This is a genomic window from Streptomyces sp. NPDC002573 (genome assembly GCF_042889625.1).
In the GTDB taxonomy this organism is placed as follows: domain Bacteria; phylum Actinomycetota; class Actinomycetes; order Streptomycetales; family Streptomycetaceae; genus Streptomyces; species Streptomyces gibsoniae.
On the sequence record NZ_JBIARC010000104.1, the window covers coordinates 1 to 17,729 of the forward strand.

General features: G+C 70.7%; 18 protein-coding genes. 3 read left to right on the forward strand and 15 right to left on the reverse strand.

Annotated features, from left to right (window positions below; all coding sequences use genetic code 11):
- The first annotated feature begins 216 nt into the window (after window positions 1–216).
- Window positions 217–660: a universal stress protein gene (locus tag ACFYX0_RS42625; RefSeq protein WP_388979925.1), complete on the forward strand. Its 444-nt coding sequence runs from the start codon at window positions 217–219 to the stop codon at window positions 658–660.
- A 28-nt stretch (window positions 661–688) separates the two neighbouring features.
- Here the strand turns inward: ACFYX0_RS42625 and ACFYX0_RS42630 are convergent, their stop codons facing one another.
- From ACFYX0_RS42630 to ACFYX0_RS42655, 6 genes are all read right to left on the reverse strand, one after another.
- Window positions 689–1,414, reverse strand: coding sequence for a CBS domain-containing protein (locus ACFYX0_RS42630; protein ID WP_388979928.1), 726 nt, complete (start codon window positions 1,412–1,414; stop codon window positions 689–691).
- Window positions 1,415–1,595: 181 nt separating this feature from the next.
- Window positions 1,596–2,585 carry an Acg family FMN-binding oxidoreductase gene (locus ACFYX0_RS42635; protein ID WP_388979931.1) on the reverse strand — a complete coding sequence of 330 codons (990 nt, stop codon included), beginning with the start codon at window positions 2,583–2,585 and terminating at the stop codon, window positions 1,596–1,598.
- 341 nt (window positions 2,586–2,926) lie between these two features.
- Entirely contained in the window at window positions 2,927–5,227 is a 2,301-nt protein-coding gene (locus ACFYX0_RS42640; RefSeq protein WP_388979971.1) for a heavy metal translocating P-type ATPase, read from the reverse strand.
- A gap of 164 nt (window positions 5,228–5,391) precedes the next feature.
- Window positions 5,392–6,273: a universal stress protein gene (locus ACFYX0_RS42645; protein ID WP_388979934.1), complete on the reverse strand. Its 882-nt coding sequence runs from the start codon at window positions 6,271–6,273 to the stop codon at window positions 5,392–5,394.
- Window positions 6,274–6,294: 21 nt separating this feature from the next.
- Window positions 6,295–6,588 carry a DUF1918 domain-containing protein gene (locus ACFYX0_RS42650; protein WP_388979936.1) on the reverse strand — a complete coding sequence of 98 codons (294 nt, stop codon included), beginning with the start codon at window positions 6,586–6,588 and terminating at the stop codon, window positions 6,295–6,297.
- A 259-nt stretch (window positions 6,589–6,847) separates the two neighbouring features.
- Window positions 6,848–8,212, reverse strand: a complete 1,365-nt coding sequence (locus ACFYX0_RS42655) for a nicotinate phosphoribosyltransferase (protein WP_388979939.1) — start codon at window positions 8,210–8,212, stop codon at window positions 6,848–6,850.
- Between the two features lie 271 nt (window positions 8,213–8,483).
- Here ACFYX0_RS42655 and ACFYX0_RS42660 point away from each other — a divergent pair, with 271 nt between their 5' ends.
- A complete protein-coding gene (locus ACFYX0_RS42660) occupies window positions 8,484–8,906 on the forward strand; it encodes an Hsp20/alpha crystallin family protein (RefSeq protein WP_388979941.1) in 423 nt (140 codons plus the stop codon).
- A 144-nt stretch (window positions 8,907–9,050) separates the two neighbouring features.
- On the forward strand, window positions 9,051–9,686 hold the full coding sequence (locus ACFYX0_RS42665) for a CBS domain-containing protein (protein ID WP_388979944.1): 636 nt from the start codon (window positions 9,051–9,053) through the stop codon (window positions 9,684–9,686).
- A gap of 70 nt (window positions 9,687–9,756) precedes the next feature.
- Here the strand turns inward: ACFYX0_RS42665 and ACFYX0_RS42670 are convergent, their stop codons facing one another.
- The 9 genes from ACFYX0_RS42670 to ACFYX0_RS42710 all read right to left on the reverse strand — a co-directional run bounded on the left by ACFYX0_RS42670 (window position 9,757) and on the right by ACFYX0_RS42710 (window position 17,565).
- On the reverse strand, window positions 9,757–10,386 hold the full coding sequence (locus tag ACFYX0_RS42670) for a V-type ATP synthase subunit D (RefSeq protein WP_388979947.1): 630 nt from the start codon (window positions 10,384–10,386) through the stop codon (window positions 9,757–9,759).
- Window positions 10,383–11,792 carry a V-type ATP synthase subunit B gene (locus ACFYX0_RS42675; RefSeq protein ID WP_388979950.1) on the reverse strand — a complete coding sequence of 470 codons (1,410 nt, stop codon included), beginning with the start codon at window positions 11,790–11,792 and terminating at the stop codon, window positions 10,383–10,385. The genes ACFYX0_RS42670 and ACFYX0_RS42675 overlap by 4 nt, the downstream gene beginning before the upstream one ends.
- Window positions 11,789–13,477 carry a V-type ATP synthase subunit A gene (locus tag ACFYX0_RS42680; RefSeq protein WP_388979953.1) on the reverse strand — a complete coding sequence of 563 codons (1,689 nt, stop codon included), beginning with the start codon at window positions 13,475–13,477 and terminating at the stop codon, window positions 11,789–11,791. The genes ACFYX0_RS42675 and ACFYX0_RS42680 overlap by 4 nt, the downstream gene beginning before the upstream one ends.
- 62 nt (window positions 13,478–13,539) lie before the next feature.
- Entirely contained in the window at window positions 13,540–14,058 is a 519-nt protein-coding gene (locus ACFYX0_RS42685) for a hypothetical protein (RefSeq protein WP_388979956.1), read from the reverse strand.
- A complete protein-coding gene (locus tag ACFYX0_RS42690) occupies window positions 14,055–14,282 on the reverse strand; it encodes a V-type ATP synthase subunit F (protein WP_388979959.1) in 228 nt (75 codons plus the stop codon). Before ACFYX0_RS42690 ends, ACFYX0_RS42685 begins: the two co-directional genes overlap by 4 nt.
- Window positions 14,283–14,299: 17 nt before the next feature.
- A complete protein-coding gene (locus ACFYX0_RS42695) occupies window positions 14,300–14,716 on the reverse strand; it encodes an ATP synthase subunit C (RefSeq protein ID WP_388979962.1) in 417 nt (138 codons plus the stop codon).
- Window positions 14,701–16,161 carry a V-type ATPase 116kDa subunit family protein gene (locus ACFYX0_RS42700; protein ID WP_388979965.1) on the reverse strand — a complete coding sequence of 487 codons (1,461 nt, stop codon included), beginning with the start codon at window positions 16,159–16,161 and terminating at the stop codon, window positions 14,701–14,703. Before ACFYX0_RS42700 ends, ACFYX0_RS42695 begins: the two co-directional genes overlap by 16 nt.
- Window positions 16,148–16,996, reverse strand: coding sequence for a hypothetical protein (locus ACFYX0_RS42705; protein WP_388979968.1), 849 nt, complete (start codon window positions 16,994–16,996; stop codon window positions 16,148–16,150). Before ACFYX0_RS42705 ends, ACFYX0_RS42700 begins: the two co-directional genes overlap by 14 nt.
- Window positions 16,997–17,085: 89 nt before the next feature.
- Window positions 17,086–17,565, reverse strand: a complete 480-nt coding sequence (locus tag ACFYX0_RS42710; protein WP_388979969.1) for a hypothetical protein — start codon at window positions 17,563–17,565, stop codon at window positions 17,086–17,088.
- Between the last annotated feature and the right edge of the window lie 164 nt (window positions 17,566–17,729).

Here is a 17,729-nt window from a genome sequence, read left to right on the forward strand (position 1 = left end):
CGAGTTCGGGTACCTCACCCCACTCGAAACCCGAGCCAGGCTGCAGCACGACTTCACCCCCGCAGCGTAAGCAACCGCTGTCCAAGATCAGGGGGGATCTTCAGGCCGCACCCGTATGCCATGCCAATGCCATCGGCCGCTTCCTGTGGCGGGCCACCATGGAGTCGCGCAGCGTGGAGTCGAGGAGCGTCAGTGGCCGCTTGAGAGGTGAGGGGTATGGACATGGAGGAGTCAGGGCCGCGTGTCGTGGTGGGCATCGACGGGTCGGCGTCCTCGCACGGGGCGCTGCGGTGGGCCGTACGGTATGCCGACCAGATCAGCGGGAGTGTGGATGCCGTGGCTGCGTGGGAGCTGCCGGGGATGTACGGCTGGTCGGGTCCGGTCGTGGACACCGCCTTGGACGAGGACAACGCCCGGCAAAGACTGGTCCAGGAGCTGAGGGACGTGCTGGGCGCCGAGGGGGCGTCCTCGGTCAGGGCACTTCTGGTGCGCGGCAACCCGGCCGACGTGCTGCTGCGGGCGGCTGAGGGGGCCGAGGCCCTCGTAGTCGGAAGCCATGGGCGAGGCGGTTTCGCCCGAGCTCTTCTGGGGTCCGTCAGCCACCGCGTCGCGCAGCACGCGAACTGCCCCGTCGTGATCGTCCGCTCGAAAGAGTCGTGACCGGAAGACCATCAAGTGCCTGCTCACCTCATACACGGTGTGCAGTGGCCTGATGACCACGATCTCCTCTGTTGCGCAACCGGGGCGGCTCCAGGTCGGACCCAAGGTTGTCGTGGGCGTAACCGATCGACTGGTGGACGGCGACCACGCCGTCCACAGAGCGGCAAAGTCGTTCGATGACCGGGATGAGGGACCTCTCCTCGACCCGGCCGGTCAGGGTCACCACTCCCTCGCGTGCGTCGGCGCGGATGGTGCCCGGACGAATTCCCAGGGTGGCGCCCAGGACATCCTGGTGGATCTCGTCGCTGATCGCCGTGTCGGTGCGCAGGAAGGGCCTCAGCAGGTCGCTCCGGCTGACTATGCCGACCAGTTTGCCGAGGTCATCGACCACGGGTAGCCGCTTCACCTTGTGCCGGTACATGGTGCGGGCGGTCTCTACGACGTTCCAGCCGGGCCGTGCCGTCACCACGGGAGCGCTCATCATTGCCTCGGCTGTTTCAGCGTCGGCGCGTGCCAGCTCGTCCAGGCTGAGCCGGTGGCCCACCGGTCGCCCCTCCGGGTCGGGCAGGCTCGCCGCTTTGCGCAGCAGGTCCGCCTCGGACACGATCCCGACGGGGTGTCCCTCGTCGTCGATGACGGGAACGGCGGTGATGTCGTTGTCGCGCAACAGATGGGCGATCTGCTTGAAGGACGAACTGAGCTGTGCCGTGACGACAGGGCGTGTCATGACTTCGGTGACAGTCCGGTGCTGCATGTTCCGCGCTCCTTCCGTGCGTGTGCTCCACACCGGGCTTGCCGACGCCCTCCCACACGGTTGCCAGATGCGGTCGCATGGTCTGCTTTGTTCACGACAGTGGCTCCACCCCTGATCCGTCAGTCCACCGTGGCCTGCTGCGGCCGAGCAGTGGGCAGCAGAGATCCGAAAACCCTTCTGCTCAGATGATGTCGAGCACCTCGGTCACAGGCCGCCGGGGGGAGGGTTGCCCCTCAGGGCCGTACCCGAGGCGGATCACCATCTGCACGTATGCCATGGCTGACGTCGGTTCGCGGACCGCCCACCGGAATTCGGGCCATTCCAGAGGCTGGGAGGTCAAAGACGCGACGAGGCCGTCCAGAGTGGCCTGGAGCCAGACCCGTTCCAGGGCCTGCCCTGCCCGTAGCCAGTCCTCCGGCCGGTCCTGGGCCGTACCGAGCAGGGCGATGTGAGGGCGCTTCTCGAAGGGTGCCCAGTCGCGACCGGCCACCGTCCGGCCGACGGTGAGGTCACGTACGGGAGAGCTCGCTCCCCACTGGCCGGGGCCGAGCGCTTCCGCGGGAATGCCATCCGAAGGCGAGATCTCGCTGGTGGGTTCCGTTCGGACCCAGTGTGCCGTCTCACCGCGTACATCGGGGGCCCACGCCTCGCAGCATTCGGCGTCGTGCACAAGATCCAGTACCGATTGCACATGCCAGGCATCGAGGAACACCATCCGACTTCCTTCGAGGTGGGCCGCGACGCACAGTCCGTCCCTCAGAACATCTGGGATGTCCTCTTCGAGGAAGGGGTGTCGGCTCGTGTGGCGTCGATGGATCGCCGGCTGAAGCGGCGCGAGAGGGTCGTCCGGAGGTGCGCTGCCGGTGAGGTCCACCGCTGCCAGGAGTGCCGGATCGGAGTCGTCGGGCAGCAGACGTACGGCGGGCTCCCGGCCCGCCGCCACCGCGGCGACGCGCAAGTTGAACAGTGCGGCACCACAGCCCATATGCAGGCCGCGGTTGTCCGGATCCGTCCTGGGGAGTTCGCGTTCAAGGTCGGCGTACAGCCGCAAGGTGCCGCTGCCGCGATGGAACCGGAACTTCCAGGGCTGTGCGTTGTGCAGGGACGGAGCCGCCGCGGCGGCCTCGATGAGTGCGGTGACGGCGGACGTGTCCGCAGTTGGTGCGGTCACCGGATCCTCCCTTCCGCGTCGGGCGGGTTTCCCCGGCAGGCCGGCGGAAGCACTGTCTCGCGCGCTGTACCGCTGGCACGACCGAGGAGACGGTCGCCACACGTTCAGCCTGGGAGCGGGCGGCACGCCTGCGGTAGGGCCACCCGGACCTTTTCGGGACCAAGTGGACCCCGGTCACCGGGGGCAAACAGACGGAGACACTCCAGTTCCTTCCTGAGATGGTCTTCCGCGTGTGCTCCGGGGGATCCGTGTTCCGGAGGGGGAAAGGGCCCGATGCCGGGCGGTTGCGGACCGGGAGGAGTCCGCCACGGTGGCGGAGCACGGCGAGACACTCCGACAGATCACGGCGCAAGGGAGAAGTAGCTCTCCTCCTCCTGTGTGAAGTGCAGACGGAGGATCGTGTGCAGGCCGTACAACGAGGCGCGCAGGTCATCGAGTTGTTCCGGCCGCAGTCCGCCCTGCTCGTCGGCGAGGCGCATGTGGGTTGCGATGCGCTGGGCCAGGCGCTCGATCTCGGCGTGGGCTCGACTCATCGTGTCGGTGGCTTCCGGGCCGAGTCGCCGGTTCAGTGCCGGGTAGAGCTCGTGTTCCTCGGCGTGTTCGTGGGGCAGGAGGCGCTCTGTCAGGAGACGGTCGATCTCGCGTACCGCGGCCAGGGCGCGGGGGCCGCTGTCCATGGTGAGGAGGCCGGCCGCTTCCCGGATGGCGTCGAGGGCGTCCCTGAGGTCGTCGTGCTCGGTGGCGAACCGGTGAATGAGGCTCTCCGCGTCCGGTTCCAGGACGGGCCGCGTGCCGGGTGCGGGGAGCAGGGCACGGAGCGCGTTGAGGATAACGGCCATGTCGATGGCTTCCTGGAGGAGGGCGCCCGGCGCTGGCGGAAGCCGCCCGAGGAGAGCGGCGGTCATCGCGACCAGCGACATCGTCATCCCGGCGGCAGCACTTTGGACCGCGATGTGACGGGCGTGGCCGGCGATCTCCATGGCGTCCGCGAGCCGCGCCACACGGTCCGTGGTGAGGACGATGTCGGCGGCTTCGGAGGCGGAAGTGGAACCTCGCGCTCCCATGGCCACACCGACGTCGGCTGCGGCAAGGGCGGGGGCGTCGTTGACGCCGTCACCGACCATGACCGTGACGGCACGGCGGCTCTCCTCACGCACCGTGGCGATCTTGTCGGCGGGCAGTTGCCCGGCCCTCACGTCGTCGAGGCCCAGGACCGCGCCCACTTCACGGGCGGGTGCGGGCCGGTCCCCGGTCAGCATCAGCAGCCGGTTCAGACCTGCCGTCCGCAGTCGGCGGATGGTGCGGGGCGCGTCCTGGCGCAGCGGATCCCGCAGCAGCAGTGCGCCGCAGAGCGCGCCGTCCACGGTGAGCCAGACGGTCGCGGCCCCGTCCAGCAGAGCCCGGTTGTCCACGGCGCGTGCCCAGTCGGGCAGGCCCGTCGGGGGCAGTCCCGTCCGGCCGACGGCGATGCGATGCCCTCTCACAGTGCCGGTGACCCCTCGCCCGGGTTCCTCGGTGACGTCGTGCGGGGACGTGAGGGAAAGAGCGCGGGCCTTGGCCTCACGGACGATGGCTTCGGCCAGGACATGGGCAGACACCTGGTCGAGCGAGGCCGCGAGTCTCAGGACCTCGCCCGGAGCCGGGCCGCCTGGGGCGCCGACCACTTCGAGGACTCGGGGGCGCCCCGCTGTCAGGGTGCCGGTCTTGTCGATGACGAGGGTGCGGGCCCGGCCCAGACGTTCCAGTGCACCGCCGTCCCGGACGACGGCGCCCCGGCGAGCGCACTGGGACAGACCGGAGACGATGGCCACCGGGGTTGCAAGGAGCAAAGGGCAGGGGGTGGCCACGACGAGTACAGCCACGGCCCGCACTGCGGAACCGCTGATCAGCCAGGCGAGGGCGGCCAGCGCCAGTGACAGGGGCAGGAACCAGGCGGCGTAGCGCTCCGCCAGCCGCACCGTGGGAGCCCGCTCGGCTCCCGCCTGCCGGGTCAGCCGCACGATTTCCGCGTAGGTACTGTCCGCCGCGGTGGCCGTCGCCGTCACCTCGAAGACGCCTCCGGCGTTGACGACACCACTGCGCACGCCCTCGCCCGCATGACGCTCCACCTGTGCGGACTCGCCGGTCAGTACGGATTCGTCGAGTACGGCCGGCTCGGCGATGACCACACCGTCGACCGGGACGACCTCGCCGGGACCGACGACGATAACCTCACCGGGGACAACCTCGTCCAGCGGCACGACCGTGACGTCCGAGCCGTGGCGGCGGCGGGCGGAACGCGGCGCGTGTTCCAGCAGCGAGCGCAGGTCGCGCGAGGCGCGCCGCTCCGCCGCGGTCTCCAGGGACCGCCCGGTTGCCAGCATCAGCCCGATCAGCGCGCCGGCCAGATACTCGCCCACCGCCAAGGTCCCGGCCAGCGCCAGCACCGCGATCACGTCGACGCCGATCCGCCCCCTGCGCAGGGCACCTACAACCCAGGCGGCTGCCGGAGGAAGGGCTAGTGCGGTGCCGACGGCCCAGCAGGCGTCGGCGGTCTCGCGGTGGCCCAGCAGCCACGCGATCCCGCCGCCGACCAGAGCGCCCGCGGTCACCACCAACAGCGTGAACTCCGTCAGACGCCGACCCGGTCGAGCCCTCGCCAGAGCCTGACGGTCTTCCTGGCTGTCATGGTCTTCTTCACTCGGCACGGTGCCCTCCTCCCGACCGGAAACGGTTTCTGGCCGCGCGCTACGGCACTGACCTGGGCCGGGCGGCAGAAGGTGGCAGGCCTACAGAGTCACGACGTCAGGGCCTGTTCCCGGGTGGCTCATGCCGACGGGTCCGGCACGGCAATGACGGGACATCGGGCGTGGTGCAGCACACCTTGGCTCACCGAGCCGAGCAGCATGCCGCCGAAGCCGCCGTGGCCCCGGGTTCCCACCACCAGGCCCAGAGCATGTGCCGACTCCTCAGTCAGCACCTCTACCGTATGACCGCTGATCAGCTCGTGGTGCAGCTCAACATTCGGGTACTCCGCACCGCGGCCTGCAACGGTCTCGGAGAGCAGACGCCGGCATTCCTGCTGCGATGCACGTTCGTCGAGCATCCCCAGCAACCCGGGCTGCCACACGTACACGGCCCGCAGGACCGCGCCATGCATGGCCGCCTCCTCGAACGCGAAGTCGACGGCGACCGCGGAATGCGTGCTGCCGTCCACGCCGACGACGAAGTACGCGGGCTGCTGGGTGACATGCTCCGGCTCGGGCACGACGACGACGGGGCAGTGGGCGTGTGCCATGACGGGCAGGGCGACGGAGACGGAGCCGAATACCTCCCTCACCCGGCTGAGGTGTTGCGAGCCCAGGACGACGGCACTGGCGTCGTAGCTCTGCTCTCGCAGGACCCACGCCGGGTCCCCCTCCGCCAGCAACCCGGCCACCTCGACCTGCGGCTGCCGGGCCTCGGCGAAAGCCACCGCGTCCTTGAGTGTCTGTTCCCCGGCCTGGTGCATCACCTGGTTCCACGCCTCCCAGGAGGGCGGCACCTGCCACTTCCGGAACTCAACGGTCGGCGTTCCCTCTGCGTGGACCAGACGCAGAGGCACCTGCCGCCGCGCGGCCTCGTCGGCCGCCCAGGCCAGCGCCATCCGCTTCGTGGAGTCGGGGTCGACACCGACTACGATCGGCCGGTTATGACTGGGTGGGGCCATTGTCGTCTCCTGAACGAGCCGTCATGCACCGTGTCCATCGGGTGCCGAAGTGTGCGCGAGGTGTTTGATGTATGCGTCAGGCCCGGGGAAGTACAGCGTCACCCGATCGGTGTCCTCCCAGTGCACGTTGAACGGGGGGCTGCCGTCCGGATGGTGGACGCCGACGATCTCGCCTTCTCGGGCGATGATGCCCGGGGCGGTGCCACGTACGACGATCTCGTCACCGACGCGAGCACGCATGCTGTTGCCTGTGGATTCAGCAGGGGGCACGTGCTCCGTCCGCCGGTCCTTCCCGGCCGGGGCGGGTGCGGTCATCTCGTCTCGCCTCCTCGACGTGGCGACGAAAAGGGCTCGGCGGACGCTCATGGCCACTTACCTTTTCCACGCCGTCGAAGAGTCCTTTCCGTCGATTCAAGGAAAGCCCGTCCATGCGGGTTTTGCAGGGGCCGATGGTCCCCGGTCCGGGGACCATCGGCCCGCCACTCGACACCGACGGGGCACGCGGAGGCCGGGTTCCCGTTCAGCTGTCGTCATGGCTCCGCGCCGTGGTCGCCACAAGGATGGAGGCCTGCGATCAGCGTGCCCGCCACTCCCGGATGCCCCCGAGGCGCTGCGGGCAGAACCGCCCTTCGATCTCTTCACGTACCCGTGAGGTCAGCTCGTCCAGCGCGCGGGACCTGAGCGGGCGCGGCGGCTCGGGATCGTGGATCCTGCGGGCCGAGGGGGGAAGGGCGGCGACGTCGTGGGCAAGGCGCGCCCGCGCATACTGCCACCGGTCGCGCGCGCCCGTGCGCCGGCCATCGCGCATGAGGGTGCGCAGAAGCGGTTGCGCCTCACTCGGAGGGTCCTCGTCCCGCAGGGCGATCACGTCCGGCTGCCCGTCGCGCCGGAAGACCTGTTTGCGCCCCGGGGCCGTCACCTTCGCCGAGGACAACTTCATGACAGGTCGGCCGGCGTATTCGACGAGCTTGTACGCGGCGTCCAGGTACGGAGCGTCCGCGGCCACGCCGACCCTGGTGCCCACGGCGTACACGTCGATTGGGGCCCCGGTCCGCACCAGGTCGGCAACGGCGTATTCGTCGAGCCCGCCACTGGCTACAATGCGCACATCGGCGAGCCCAGTGGCATCGAGGGTGGCACGTGCCTGCCGTGCGAGGTCCGCGAGGTCACCGCTGTCGAGACGGATCGCGCAGCCCGGTCCCCGGCGGATCTCCTTCAGCACCCGGGCCGCGGCGCTGACTCCCGCGTCGGTCTCGTAGGTGTCGACGAGGAAGGTGACCGGGCCGGGGTGGGTACGCGCAAAGGCGCGGAACGCCTCCTCCTCACTGGGGAACGCCTCGATGTAGGAGTGGGCCATCGTGCCCGAGGCCGGGATGCCCAGAGCGACGGCTGCGGCCACGTTGCTGGTGGCGGCGTAGCCCACCAGTGCTCCCAGCCGTGCCGCCTGCAAGCCCGCCCAGGGGCCGTGGGTGCGGCGCAGGGAGAAGTCCACGACGGGCCGTCCGGCCGCCGCCAGGACACAGCGAGCTGCCTTGGACGCCACTGCGGTCTGATGGCACAGCTGGTTGAGCAGGTACGTTTCGACGAGCTGGGCCTGAGGGAGCGGTGCGGTTACTTCGAGCAACGGTTCGCCGGGGAACACGACGTGCCCCTCCGGGACGGCCCGCACCTCGCCGTCGAAGGCCAGGCCCCTCAGCGGCTCGAGGTCTTCGGGCGGTCTGTGGAGGGCTTCCGCGAATGCCTCCACATCGCCCCGTTCGATCTGGTAGCCCTCCAGGAAGTCCAGAGCCGGTTCCAGGCCCGCGGCAACCAGGAAACCCCGGCCGGGCGGCAGATCCCGGACGAAGAGGCTGAAGGTGGCGGGGGCTCGCATTCCCTCCCGCAGGTAGGACATGGCCATGGTCACTTCGTACAGATCGGTGGTGGTGACATCGGACATGGCGATCACCGCTGAGTGGGCTGGGCAGGGGCGGGTGGCGAGGACGCTGCTTCTTCTCGTCACCAGCTTCGGCGAATACGCGTGCGAAAGCATGGGCCGACCGGCCCCTCAAGCCCGGTCCTGTCTCTGCCGTACCGGCCTTGAGCCGCGGGGAAAGGTACAGAGGGGACTATAGGGACCCTCGGTATGGGCTGTTCGGCCTCAGCAGCACGCAGCGGTTCGCGGTGGACTGGAGATGTCAACAGCCGCAGTACCAGTTCTGGAGACGGCAATGGCCACACTTGCACGCAGGCAGAAGTTTCCGTTCCCGGAGATTCCTGAGTGGTTCGAGGCTTTCCCGGCGCGTTTCGCGATGCCCACGATGGGTGACCTCTACGCGGTCCGCATCGAGGACTACACGGAGGGAGACCGGTATGTGATGCGGGCGGAACTTCCTGGTATCTCGCCCGAGGACATCGACGTCGCCATCAGCGAAGGCGTGCTGACCTTCAAGGCGGAGCGCACCGAGCATGAAGCGGAGAAGAACCGCAGCGAGATCCGGTACGGCTCCATGAGTCGCAGCGTGTCGCTGCCCCCGGGCGCAAACGAGGATGACGTCGAGGCCGACTACACCGACGGCATGCTCACGGTCAGCGTGGGCCTTGGACGTAGAAAGGCTGAGGCCAGGCATATCGAGGTCACACACCATGCCTGATCCCACAGCTGGCGAACCCCGGCTCGGGGGTGCACCCGCTCGAGCTTAGTTGTCGTCCGGGCGTCGGCCGTTTCGTGCCCAGCATCCGAAACCGTCGTCAAGATGCCGTCGAAGATCGTCGAAGGGGAGAGGGGACGCCGAACGATGAGGCACCGCAGCGTGGGCGATCTGATGACCCCCACCGCCGTGAGCGTGCGGCAGGGCACGACCTTCAAAGAGATCGCACGCACCCTCGACGAGTACGAGATCACCGCCGTCCCTGTGGTCGATGACGGTGGCCGACCCGTCGGGGTGGTGTCGGAAGCGGACCTCCTTCGCAAGCAGACGTCCGGTGGCATCGGCAGCACCGCCGGGGAACTGATGACCAGGCCCGCCGTGGTCGCGGAGCCGGAGTGGGACGTGGTCCGTGCCGCACGGACGATGGAGAGACGGAAGGTCAAACGCCTTCCCGTGGTGGATGGCGATGGCCACTTGATCGGCGTGATCAGCCGCAGCGACTTGCTGCGGCTGTTCCTCCGTCGGGATCGCGCCATCCAGGAGGAGATCTTGGAGGATGTCATCGTCCGGACGCTCGGTCTGCCGCCCTCGTCGCTCACGGTGGAGGTCGCCGACGGCAGGGTCACGCTGAGCGGCAGGGTGGAGCACAAGAGCCTGCTCCCCATCGCCGTGCAGTTGTGCGAGGGAGTCGACGGTGTCGTGGACGTCGTCAATTGGCTCGACTTCGACCGGGACGACACTGCGGACGAGGCGACGGTGCAGCCTCGCCAGGATCGGTCATGATCCCTGGGCCTCTTGAGGCGGACGAACACGACGGAAGGGGCCGTGCCGGGCCGCCGAGCACCGACCGCGCTCACCCCCTTACCCCGTCGCGGGACGAAGCCGCCCAGCGCCGCCGCACTGCTTCCTCGTGCTCCGCCTCCTCCAGAGCCAGTTCCACGGCGGCCAGCTCACGTGTCAGATGGGGAATCCAGTGCCGACGCAGAGCGCGGACCCGTTGGCGAGTCCGTTCGGCCTCGGCGGCGATGAGTTCGGCCGCGGTCCGGGCGGCGGAATGTTCGGCAGCTGCTCGGACGGCCGCGCGGTACGCCCTCTCCGCGTGAGTGAACGCGGTGTTCGCCGGTGTACGTTCCGCGAGGGAGCGCACGGGGGCCGTCCAGGACACGGAGGACGGGTGGCTGACTCCCATCAAGGCAGTCCACTCGACGTCGATTCGGGCACGGTCTGCGGGGGCTGCCTCGAACAGGGCCCGCTCGCCACCGAGTAGCAAACCGCGCTCGCACCAGGTCTCCGCCTCGGCGAGCCTGTCCCGCCAGACGCGGCTGGCCTCCTCCGCCGTCCGCCTCAGTTCCCGCTCGCGGTCGAGCAGGAGCCGTAGTTTGCGTTCCAGCAGGTCCGCTCCGCGCAGAGCGGTGTCCAGACTGTGCCGCAGCCGCAGTCGGCCGGCACGCCCGGGCGGCACCCTCCGTCGACGCGCGCTCACGACGTTGTTCCGTCCCCGCCCGCGCTGTTGCCTCCGGCGGCGCGGGCGTCGAGCATGGCTGCCGGGATCATGCCGAGCTGGCTGCGGGGCAGGGTGAGCAGTACGTCCCAGGCGCGGTCGAGGGAGTCTTCGAGCGCCCGGTTCTCGTCCGCGCCCTGGGCGAGGAACCCGCGTAGGAACGCGTCATCCAGGTCCAGATACCGACGGTCCGTCGGGCTCAGTGCCGGGCGTCCAATCAGGTCGGCGAGTTCCCGCACCTCCCGCGCGCGGGCCAGTGCGGCGATCAACTGGGCAGTGACGTGCGGGTGGTCGTCGCGGGTCCTTCCCGCACCCGCTCCTTTGCGCATCAGGCGCGACAGCGAGGCGAGCGCGTCGACCGGCGGATACACGCCGTGGGCATGAGTCTCACCGGACAGCACGATCTGGCCCTCCGTGATGTAGCCGGTGAGGTCGGGCACCGGGTGGGTGATGTCCCCGGCGGGCATCGTGAGCACAGGCAGGAGGGTCAGCGATCCGGGACGGCCCCTGACCCTGCCGCACCGCTCGTAGAGGGAAGCAAGGTCGCTGTAGAGATAGCCGGGATAGGCCCGCCGGGCCGGGATCTCACCCCGGGCCGCGGACACCTCGCGCAGCGCCTCGGAGTAGGCGGTCATGTCCGTCATCACGACCAGGACATGGCGGCCCTCCCCGAACGCAAGCTGCTCCGCGACCGTGAGCGCGAGCCGTGGAGTGAGCAACCGCTCGATCACCGGGGCGTCCGCGGTATTGAGCAGCAGCACCAGTTCCTTGGCGGCGGAGCGCTCCGCCAGCCCCTCGCGAACCAATGCCGCGTCGGCATGTGTGAGCCCCATGCCAGCGAAGACGACGGCGAACGGCTCGCCGACACAGGTCGCCTGGCCGGCGATCTGCACCGCCAGTTCGAGATGCGGCAGACCGGCGGCCGAGAACACGGGGAGCTTCTGTCCCCGCACCAGGGTGGTGAGGACGTCGATGGCGCCCACTCCGGTAAGCACCGGATCGGTGGGCGGCTCCCGGCGCACCGGATTGATCGGCGCACCGCCGACCGCGGCGTCCACGGAACCGACGACGGGAGGCCCGCCGTCCATCGGTTCGCCCCGCCCGTTGCACACCCGGCCCAGCCACCCGGTGCCGACCGGCACCCGCAGCGGCGCACCGGAGAACGCGATACGTGTGCCTGTCCGGTCCATTCCCGCCGTGTCCTCGAGGACCTGCAGCACCGCCAGGTCCCGGTCCACGTCCAGGACGAGCCCGTGCCGGCGCTCTCCGGAGGCGAGGACGATCGTGGCGAACTCGTCCCAGCCGACGCCGGTGACCCCCTCGACGACCACGAGCGGGCCGCGGAGCTCCCGCACTCCGGTGTACTCGACTTCGCCCGGCACCCTCATACGATCTCCGAGAGCCGTGCCAGCACCGTGTCGCGGGCCGCCGCGACAGGAGCGGTCTCGCTCGGCCCCGCGTCCTCACGGGCCCGCAGCAGCGGCGTGAAGTCGACCGCTTCGACAGCCTCTACCGGCCCGCCGGAGTCAGCCAGCTCCATGCAGCGGTCGATCACCGTCAGAACAGCCTCCACGAGCGCCGCTGTCTTCTCAGGCGTGCAGTACGCGTCCGACGGCGACAGCGCGTTCTGCTGCACGACCCCCTCCCGCACCAGCCGTCCGGCGAGCACGCTGACCCGTTCCCGCGGCGGAAGGGCCGTGACACCAACCAGTTCCACGAGATCGGCCAGCCGGTCCGCCTCGGCGAGCAGGCCTGCCACCCGCGCGCGTCGCTCGGCCCACCGAGGGTCACCGGCGCGTGCGTGCGCGACGGCCAGCGTCGCTGCGTCCCGGGAGAACGAATCCGCCCACGAGACCGCCGGGTAGTGGCGCGCGTAGGCGAGATCGCGGTCGAGACTCCACAGGCACCGCACGAACCGTTCGGTATGGGCCGTGACGGGCTCGGTGCGATCACCGCCGGGGGGCGACACGGCACCGATGACGGTGACCGAACCGGTGGCGCCGCCGAGGGCGCGCACCGATGCCGCCCGCTCGTAGAAGGCAGCCAGCTCCGAGGCGAGACCCGCCGGATAGCCCTCCTCGGCGGGCAGCTCACCCATCCGGGAAGCGAACTCGCGCAGAGCCTCGGCCCAGCGAGAGGTCGAGTCGGCGATCACGACGACGTCGAGCCCCATGTCCCGGAAGTACTCGGCGACCGTCACCCCTGTGTGCACGCTTGCCTCGCGGGCCATCATTGGCATGTTGGAGGTGTTTGCGATGGTGACCGTGCGCTCCGCCAGGCGGCCACCGGTACGGGGGTCGGTCAACGCGGACAGTTCCTCGATGACGTCGGCCATCTCGTTGCCCCGCTCCCCGCAGCCGACGTAGACGATCACGTCGACGTCGCACCACTTGGCGATCTGTTGGAGCAGCATGGTCTTGCCGGTGCCGAACCCGCCCGGGACTGCGACCGTGCTGCCACGGGCCACCGGGAACAGCAGGTCGACGGCCCGCTGGCCGGTGTGCAACGGCACCACGGCCGACAGCCGCTCCCGCATCGGCCGGGGTCTGCGCACCGGCCATGTCTGCGCCATGCACACCTCGTGCCCGTCCACCACGGCGGCCAGGGAATCCTCGGCATGGTCCCCCGCCTCGGCGATCCGCGTCACGATCCCTGAGCACCCAGGGGGTACGAGGACGCACAGGGGAACCGACGCCGCGATGTCGCCGAGGACATCGCCTGCCGACACCCGAGCACCCTCGGCCACGCGCGCGGTGAACGGCCATCTGCGACCGTCTGGTTCGGTGCTCCACTCGCCCGGCAAGAGGACGTCTCCGGCGCGGGTGAGGGGGCGGAGCAGGCCGTCGAAGACACCGCCGAGCAAGCCCGGTCCCAGCCTCACGGCGAGTGGTCCGCCCTGTGGGGCGGCGGGATGCCCGGGCGTGAGGCCGCCGGTGTATTCGTACGCCTGGACGGTGACGACATCACCGTTGATCGCGACCGCCTCGCCCGGCAGCCGATGCTCGCCCAGCAGGACCAGGTCGTGCATGGCGACGCCGGTGGTGCAGGCGATCTCGACGAGGGGCCCGGCCACGCGAAGGACGCGCGGAGGCCCGTCTTCGCCGGGCAGGTGACTTGCCGCGGCGAACGGAGACCTCATGGCGCCCATAGGTTCTGGGCCTCCGCGCCGAGGCGTTGCACGGCACGATCCGCGAGGGCGTCCGCCGAGAGGTCGACCCGGCGGCCGGGTACCTCGGCCGTCACGCCGCCATCGGGGGTGGCCGTGACCTGCGCGCCCGTTCCGATCAGCGTCCGGGCCCGCTCCTCCAGCCGGGCAAGGAACCCATCCGACTCCGCCAGGCGGTCCCGAACGCCCCCGCGCACCCTGTGCCAGAAGTCCGCGTAAGCGTCGGCGCGCGCGGCAAGTTCCCGCGCCCAGGCGTCCTCCCGGGCCCGCACCCGTTCACGGGCCGCAGCGGCGGTGCCGTCCGCCGCACCCTGATCCCGAGCCCGTTCCAACACCGCCGCCGCCTCCGCCCGCGCCGTGCGCACCGTCTCTTCCGCGTCCGCTCGCGCACGGGCCACTACGACGTCGGCATCCGTCCTTGCCGCACGAAGCAGTCCGGCACGTACGGGGTCCAGGGGGTCGGCAGAGCTTGTGGCGGAATGGGTCATGGCGGCATCACCATCGTCAGAGGCTCGGAGGTATCAGGCTCGGCCGTCCCGGTCCCCAAGGCCTCGGCCGCCTCCGGCGTGACGATCACCAAGGAGACCGACCCGGTAAGCATCCGCCAGGCCTCGCGTACGGCGTCGGGGTGCTCCGCGACCAGGACGTCGACTCCGGCGAGGGTCAACCCTCCGACCCTGCTCCGCGTACCGATGGCGGCCACCGTGCCCATTGCCATTTCCTTCCGGGTCAAGCCTTTCCGATCAGCAGGATCGCGACCACCAGCCCGTAGACGGCGATGCCTTCGGCCAGGCCTACGATCACCATGGCCCGGCCGAACATCTCGGGCCGCTCGCTCAGCGCGGCCAGCGCCGCCGCCCCGGTGTAGGCGACCGCGATAGCCGCTCCGATCGACGCGCCGGCCACCGCGATGGCTGCCCCGATCAGCGCGGACCCGTTGACAGTGGTCGCCGCGGCGGTCTGGGCGGGCGCGCCCTGCGCAGCGCCGGCAAGAGCCGTGGCGAGGAGCACACACGCACCACCCAGGAGCGCGACATTCGTCGCCAGAAGCCAGCGGAACACGTGTCTCGTCCGGCGTTGCCGCAACAGCCGTACGGCGCCGAACGCCGCGGCCAGCACGGGCAGGACCATCAACCAGGTGAGCACCCGGCCACCTCCGTTTCAGCTTCGGCCGCTGCCGCTGCCGGGACGTGCCAGGGGCGGAACGGACGGCCCTCCGCTTCGAAGAGCCGCGAGAAGATCTCGTAGAACTCCAGCCGCAGCGCCTGAACGCCTGCCACCAGAGCCTCCAGTGCGAGGGAGGCAGTGGTGCCGACGACGAACACCACCACCGCCCCTGCGGTGCCTGCGGGTCCCCGCCCGGCGAGGACGACGGTGCCGCGCCACACCAGATCCGCGAGCGCGGCATGGGTGAGGCCGAAAGCCGCGAGCCGCGCGAAGGACACGGTGTTGGTGCCCGCGCGCACCACGACGTCGAACATCCGTACTCCGGTCTCGGCAAGCCCTGCGAAGCCTCCCGCCGTGGCCCGGTACAACCCCACCGCCACCAGCGCCAGCCCGGCCAGGGCAAGCGCCGCTCCAAGGACGGCGGTGGCCTGGTGGCGCAGGGTGAGCCCCGCTGCCGTGAGTCCGAGCCCCAGGAAGAACAGGAGCCCCGCGCAGCCGGACGCCGCGTACAGCGCCTTGCCCGGACCACCCTCCCGCCAGCGGTTGACCGCGCCGGCCGCATGGGCGGCGGCCAGCAGCCCCGCCCCGAAGACCACCGCGGCGGCCAGCAGGCGCGCAGGGTCCTGCAACGGGCTCAGCCACAGCACGGGCAGCACGCCCGTCGGCCCGAAGAACTCGCCGTAGGCGGCACCCGCGAACATGGCCGCAAGCCCGGCGCCGGCGAAAAAGGGCCTCAGGCGACTGAACCGAGCGATGCTGCGAGGTCGCCCGAGCCGCAACGCCAGCGCGCCGAGCACCAGAAGCGCTCCGTGGCCCACGTCGCCGAACATGATCCCGAACATCACGACGTACGTGATGCCGGCGGCCCACGAAGGGTCGATGTCCGCGTAGGGCGGTGTGCCGTACGTCGCCACCAACGGCGTGAACGACGCAGCCTGCGACCGCAGCAGCGTCGGCGGATCGGTCCCGGGCGGGGTGCGCAGCGGAACGAGCGCACCGCCAGTGGAGGCGAGCCTCCGCGCGAGCCGCGAGACCTCCCCCGCCGGGCACCATCCGGCGAGCGCCGCCACCTCCCCACGCAGCACGGCCCCCTGGATGCGCGCCTCCAGTTGTGCCTCGCCCGCCAGCAGCCCCAGGCTGCCCTGCCGTTCCAGGACGTCGAGATCGGGTGCTGAGGCAGCCAGAAGGGGCGCTTGACCTGCGACCGACAGAACGCCCGCGGCCGCAGGCAAGACCGACCCGGGACGGCCCTCCAGGCGCTGGAGCCGTCGGGCCGCCGGCCCCGGGGCGGCCTCTTCCACCTGGTCCAGCTCAATGCATCCCGCCTCGGCGATCCGCACCAGCGTGTCCCGCAGCGCTGCGTGGGGTACGACCACCGCCACACGTCGCATCCGGACGGGTGTCACGGCCTCAGACCAGGGCATCGAACTCCTCCAGCAGCCGTCCGGCCCGGGCCGCCGACTCCAGGGCCGCCCGCACCCGCCAGGCATCCACGGACAGCACCGCGACCGCCCCCACGACCTCCTGGGGCCCGGACCGCCCATCCCGCAGCATGCCGGCGCCGTCCCGGTCGACCACGCGCCACCAGCGGGCCTCCGCCCGCCACAGGTCTTCCGGCTCCTCCACGTCCGCCAGGACCCAGCGGGCCTCCGACGGCAGACGGGCGCGGAAGTCCCGGAAGGAGGGGGCGTCGACCGCCCGCGAGCCCAGCAACTCCGCCGCGTCACGTCGCATGGGCTCTGACAGGCGACGCTGGTGTACAAAAACTTCGCGTGCTGTGAGCAGGGCGGCGCGTCCACGGGCCCACCGCCGGGCGGAAGGAACGGCCGTGGCCGTCCGCCGGGCAGCCGCCATACGCATGCCCGACACCAGCGCCCACGGCGTGTCCGCGCCCGGGTCGCCCCACGCCGAGGCCGCGAGCGCGGCGCGCAGTTCCGCGGGCGTATGAGCGTGCTCCAGCCTCCGCCAGGCGGTCTCCAAGGCGCCGAGCCGGTACGGCTGCCACGCCGCGGCCTGGGGATCAGCGCCCGGACCGTTCTGTGCCGACAGACGGGACGCGACGTTGGCGACTTCGAAGCCAGCAGCGAGCGGGCGCAGCAGGCGGCCTCCGCCCGGGGGCAGCCAGCCGGCCAGCACCCGCAGCTGCCAGAGGAGCGTGGCGGAAACCGCCCGTTGGGCATCGGGCAGTTCGACGGCCGTCCGTACGTACTTCCGGTACGGCGTCCCGGCCAGCCGATGCAGTGCGTCCTCGAGTGTCACGGAGCTCGCCATCTCCCGGGCGCCGGCCGGGCCCGGGCAACGGCTGGTGAGGGCGCGGGCCCGGACCATTCCCGCGACCCACCCGCCGCTCACTGCGCTTCCCCTGGTCCGTCCGCGCTCCGCAGCGCGTCCGTCACCACACGGTCCACCAGGGCCGTCATGCGCTCCCGCGCCCGCTCGCGTACCAGCGAGGCGGCGCGTTCCCCAGCAGCGCGAAGGTCCTCCGCCTCCCGAACGGCGGAACGGCGAAACGGTGTCGCGGCCTCCTGCCGGACCTGGGGAGCCCGGGACCGGGCCGCCGCCACGATGCCAGCCGCCTGCCGTGCGGCACTCTCCCGTATGGCTGCCGCCGCACGGTTCGCGGATGCGCGAATCGCCGCCGCCTCCTGCTGAGCGCCCGTCAGGAGCATCAGAGGACCGTCCAGTTCCGCCGCGCGCTCCGCCGCCCGGTCGGCGGGGACTCCGGTGACGGCTGCCCCCGGCGCGCCGGTCGGACGGAATCGCGCGAGGAATTCCCGCAGACTCACCACGAGCATCCTCCTGCCGGTCTGCTCCTCCTTCAGTCTCACCGCTCCTGCGCAAGCTCGCATCGGATGGACCGCACAGCCGCACCATCGGGGCCGTTCGGCTCTTGGCCCAGCCAGGGGGAGCGCGAGACTGGGACACGAGGCAACCTGACAAAGTCCGGAGGCCCTCATGAGCAAGCGAGAGAACCACTCCACCGGCGCCGAGG

Bases quoted from the DNA above. Each gene is read 5' to 3' on its own strand.
- ACFYX0_RS42625 (WP_388979925.1), top strand. From the start codon at position 217: ATGGACATGGAGGAGTCAGGGCCGCGTGTCGTGGTGGGCATCGACGGG.
- ACFYX0_RS42630 (WP_388979928.1), bottom strand. From the start codon at position 1,414: ATGCAGCACCGGACTGTCACCGAAGTCATGACACGCCCTGTCGTCACG.
- ACFYX0_RS42645 (WP_388979934.1), bottom strand. From the start codon at position 6,273: ATGGCCCCACCCAGTCATAACCGGCCGATCGTAGTCGGTGTCGACCCC.
- ACFYX0_RS42650 (WP_388979936.1), bottom strand. From the start codon at position 6,588: ATGACCGCACCCGCCCCGGCCGGGAAGGACCGGCGGACGGAGCACGTG.
- ACFYX0_RS42655 (WP_388979939.1), bottom strand. From the start codon at position 8,212: ATGTCCGATGTCACCACCACCGATCTGTACGAAGTGACCATGGCCATG.
- ACFYX0_RS42660 (WP_388979941.1), top strand. From the start codon at position 8,484: ATGGCCACACTTGCACGCAGGCAGAAGTTTCCGTTCCCGGAGATTCCT.
- ACFYX0_RS42665 (WP_388979944.1), top strand. From the start codon at position 9,051: ATGAGGCACCGCAGCGTGGGCGATCTGATGACCCCCACCGCCGTGAGC.
- ACFYX0_RS42675 (WP_388979950.1), bottom strand. From the start codon at position 11,792: ATGAGGGTGCCGGGCGAAGTCGAGTACACCGGAGTGCGGGAGCTCCGC.
- ACFYX0_RS42685 (WP_388979956.1), bottom strand. From the start codon at position 14,058: ATGACCCATTCCGCCACAAGCTCTGCCGACCCCCTGGACCCCGTACGT.
- ACFYX0_RS42690 (WP_388979959.1), bottom strand. From the start codon at position 14,282: ATGGGCACGGTGGCCGCCATCGGTACGCGGAGCAGGGTCGGAGGGTTG.
- ACFYX0_RS42700 (WP_388979965.1), bottom strand. From the start codon at position 16,161: ATGCCCTGGTCTGAGGCCGTGACACCCGTCCGGATGCGACGTGTGGCG.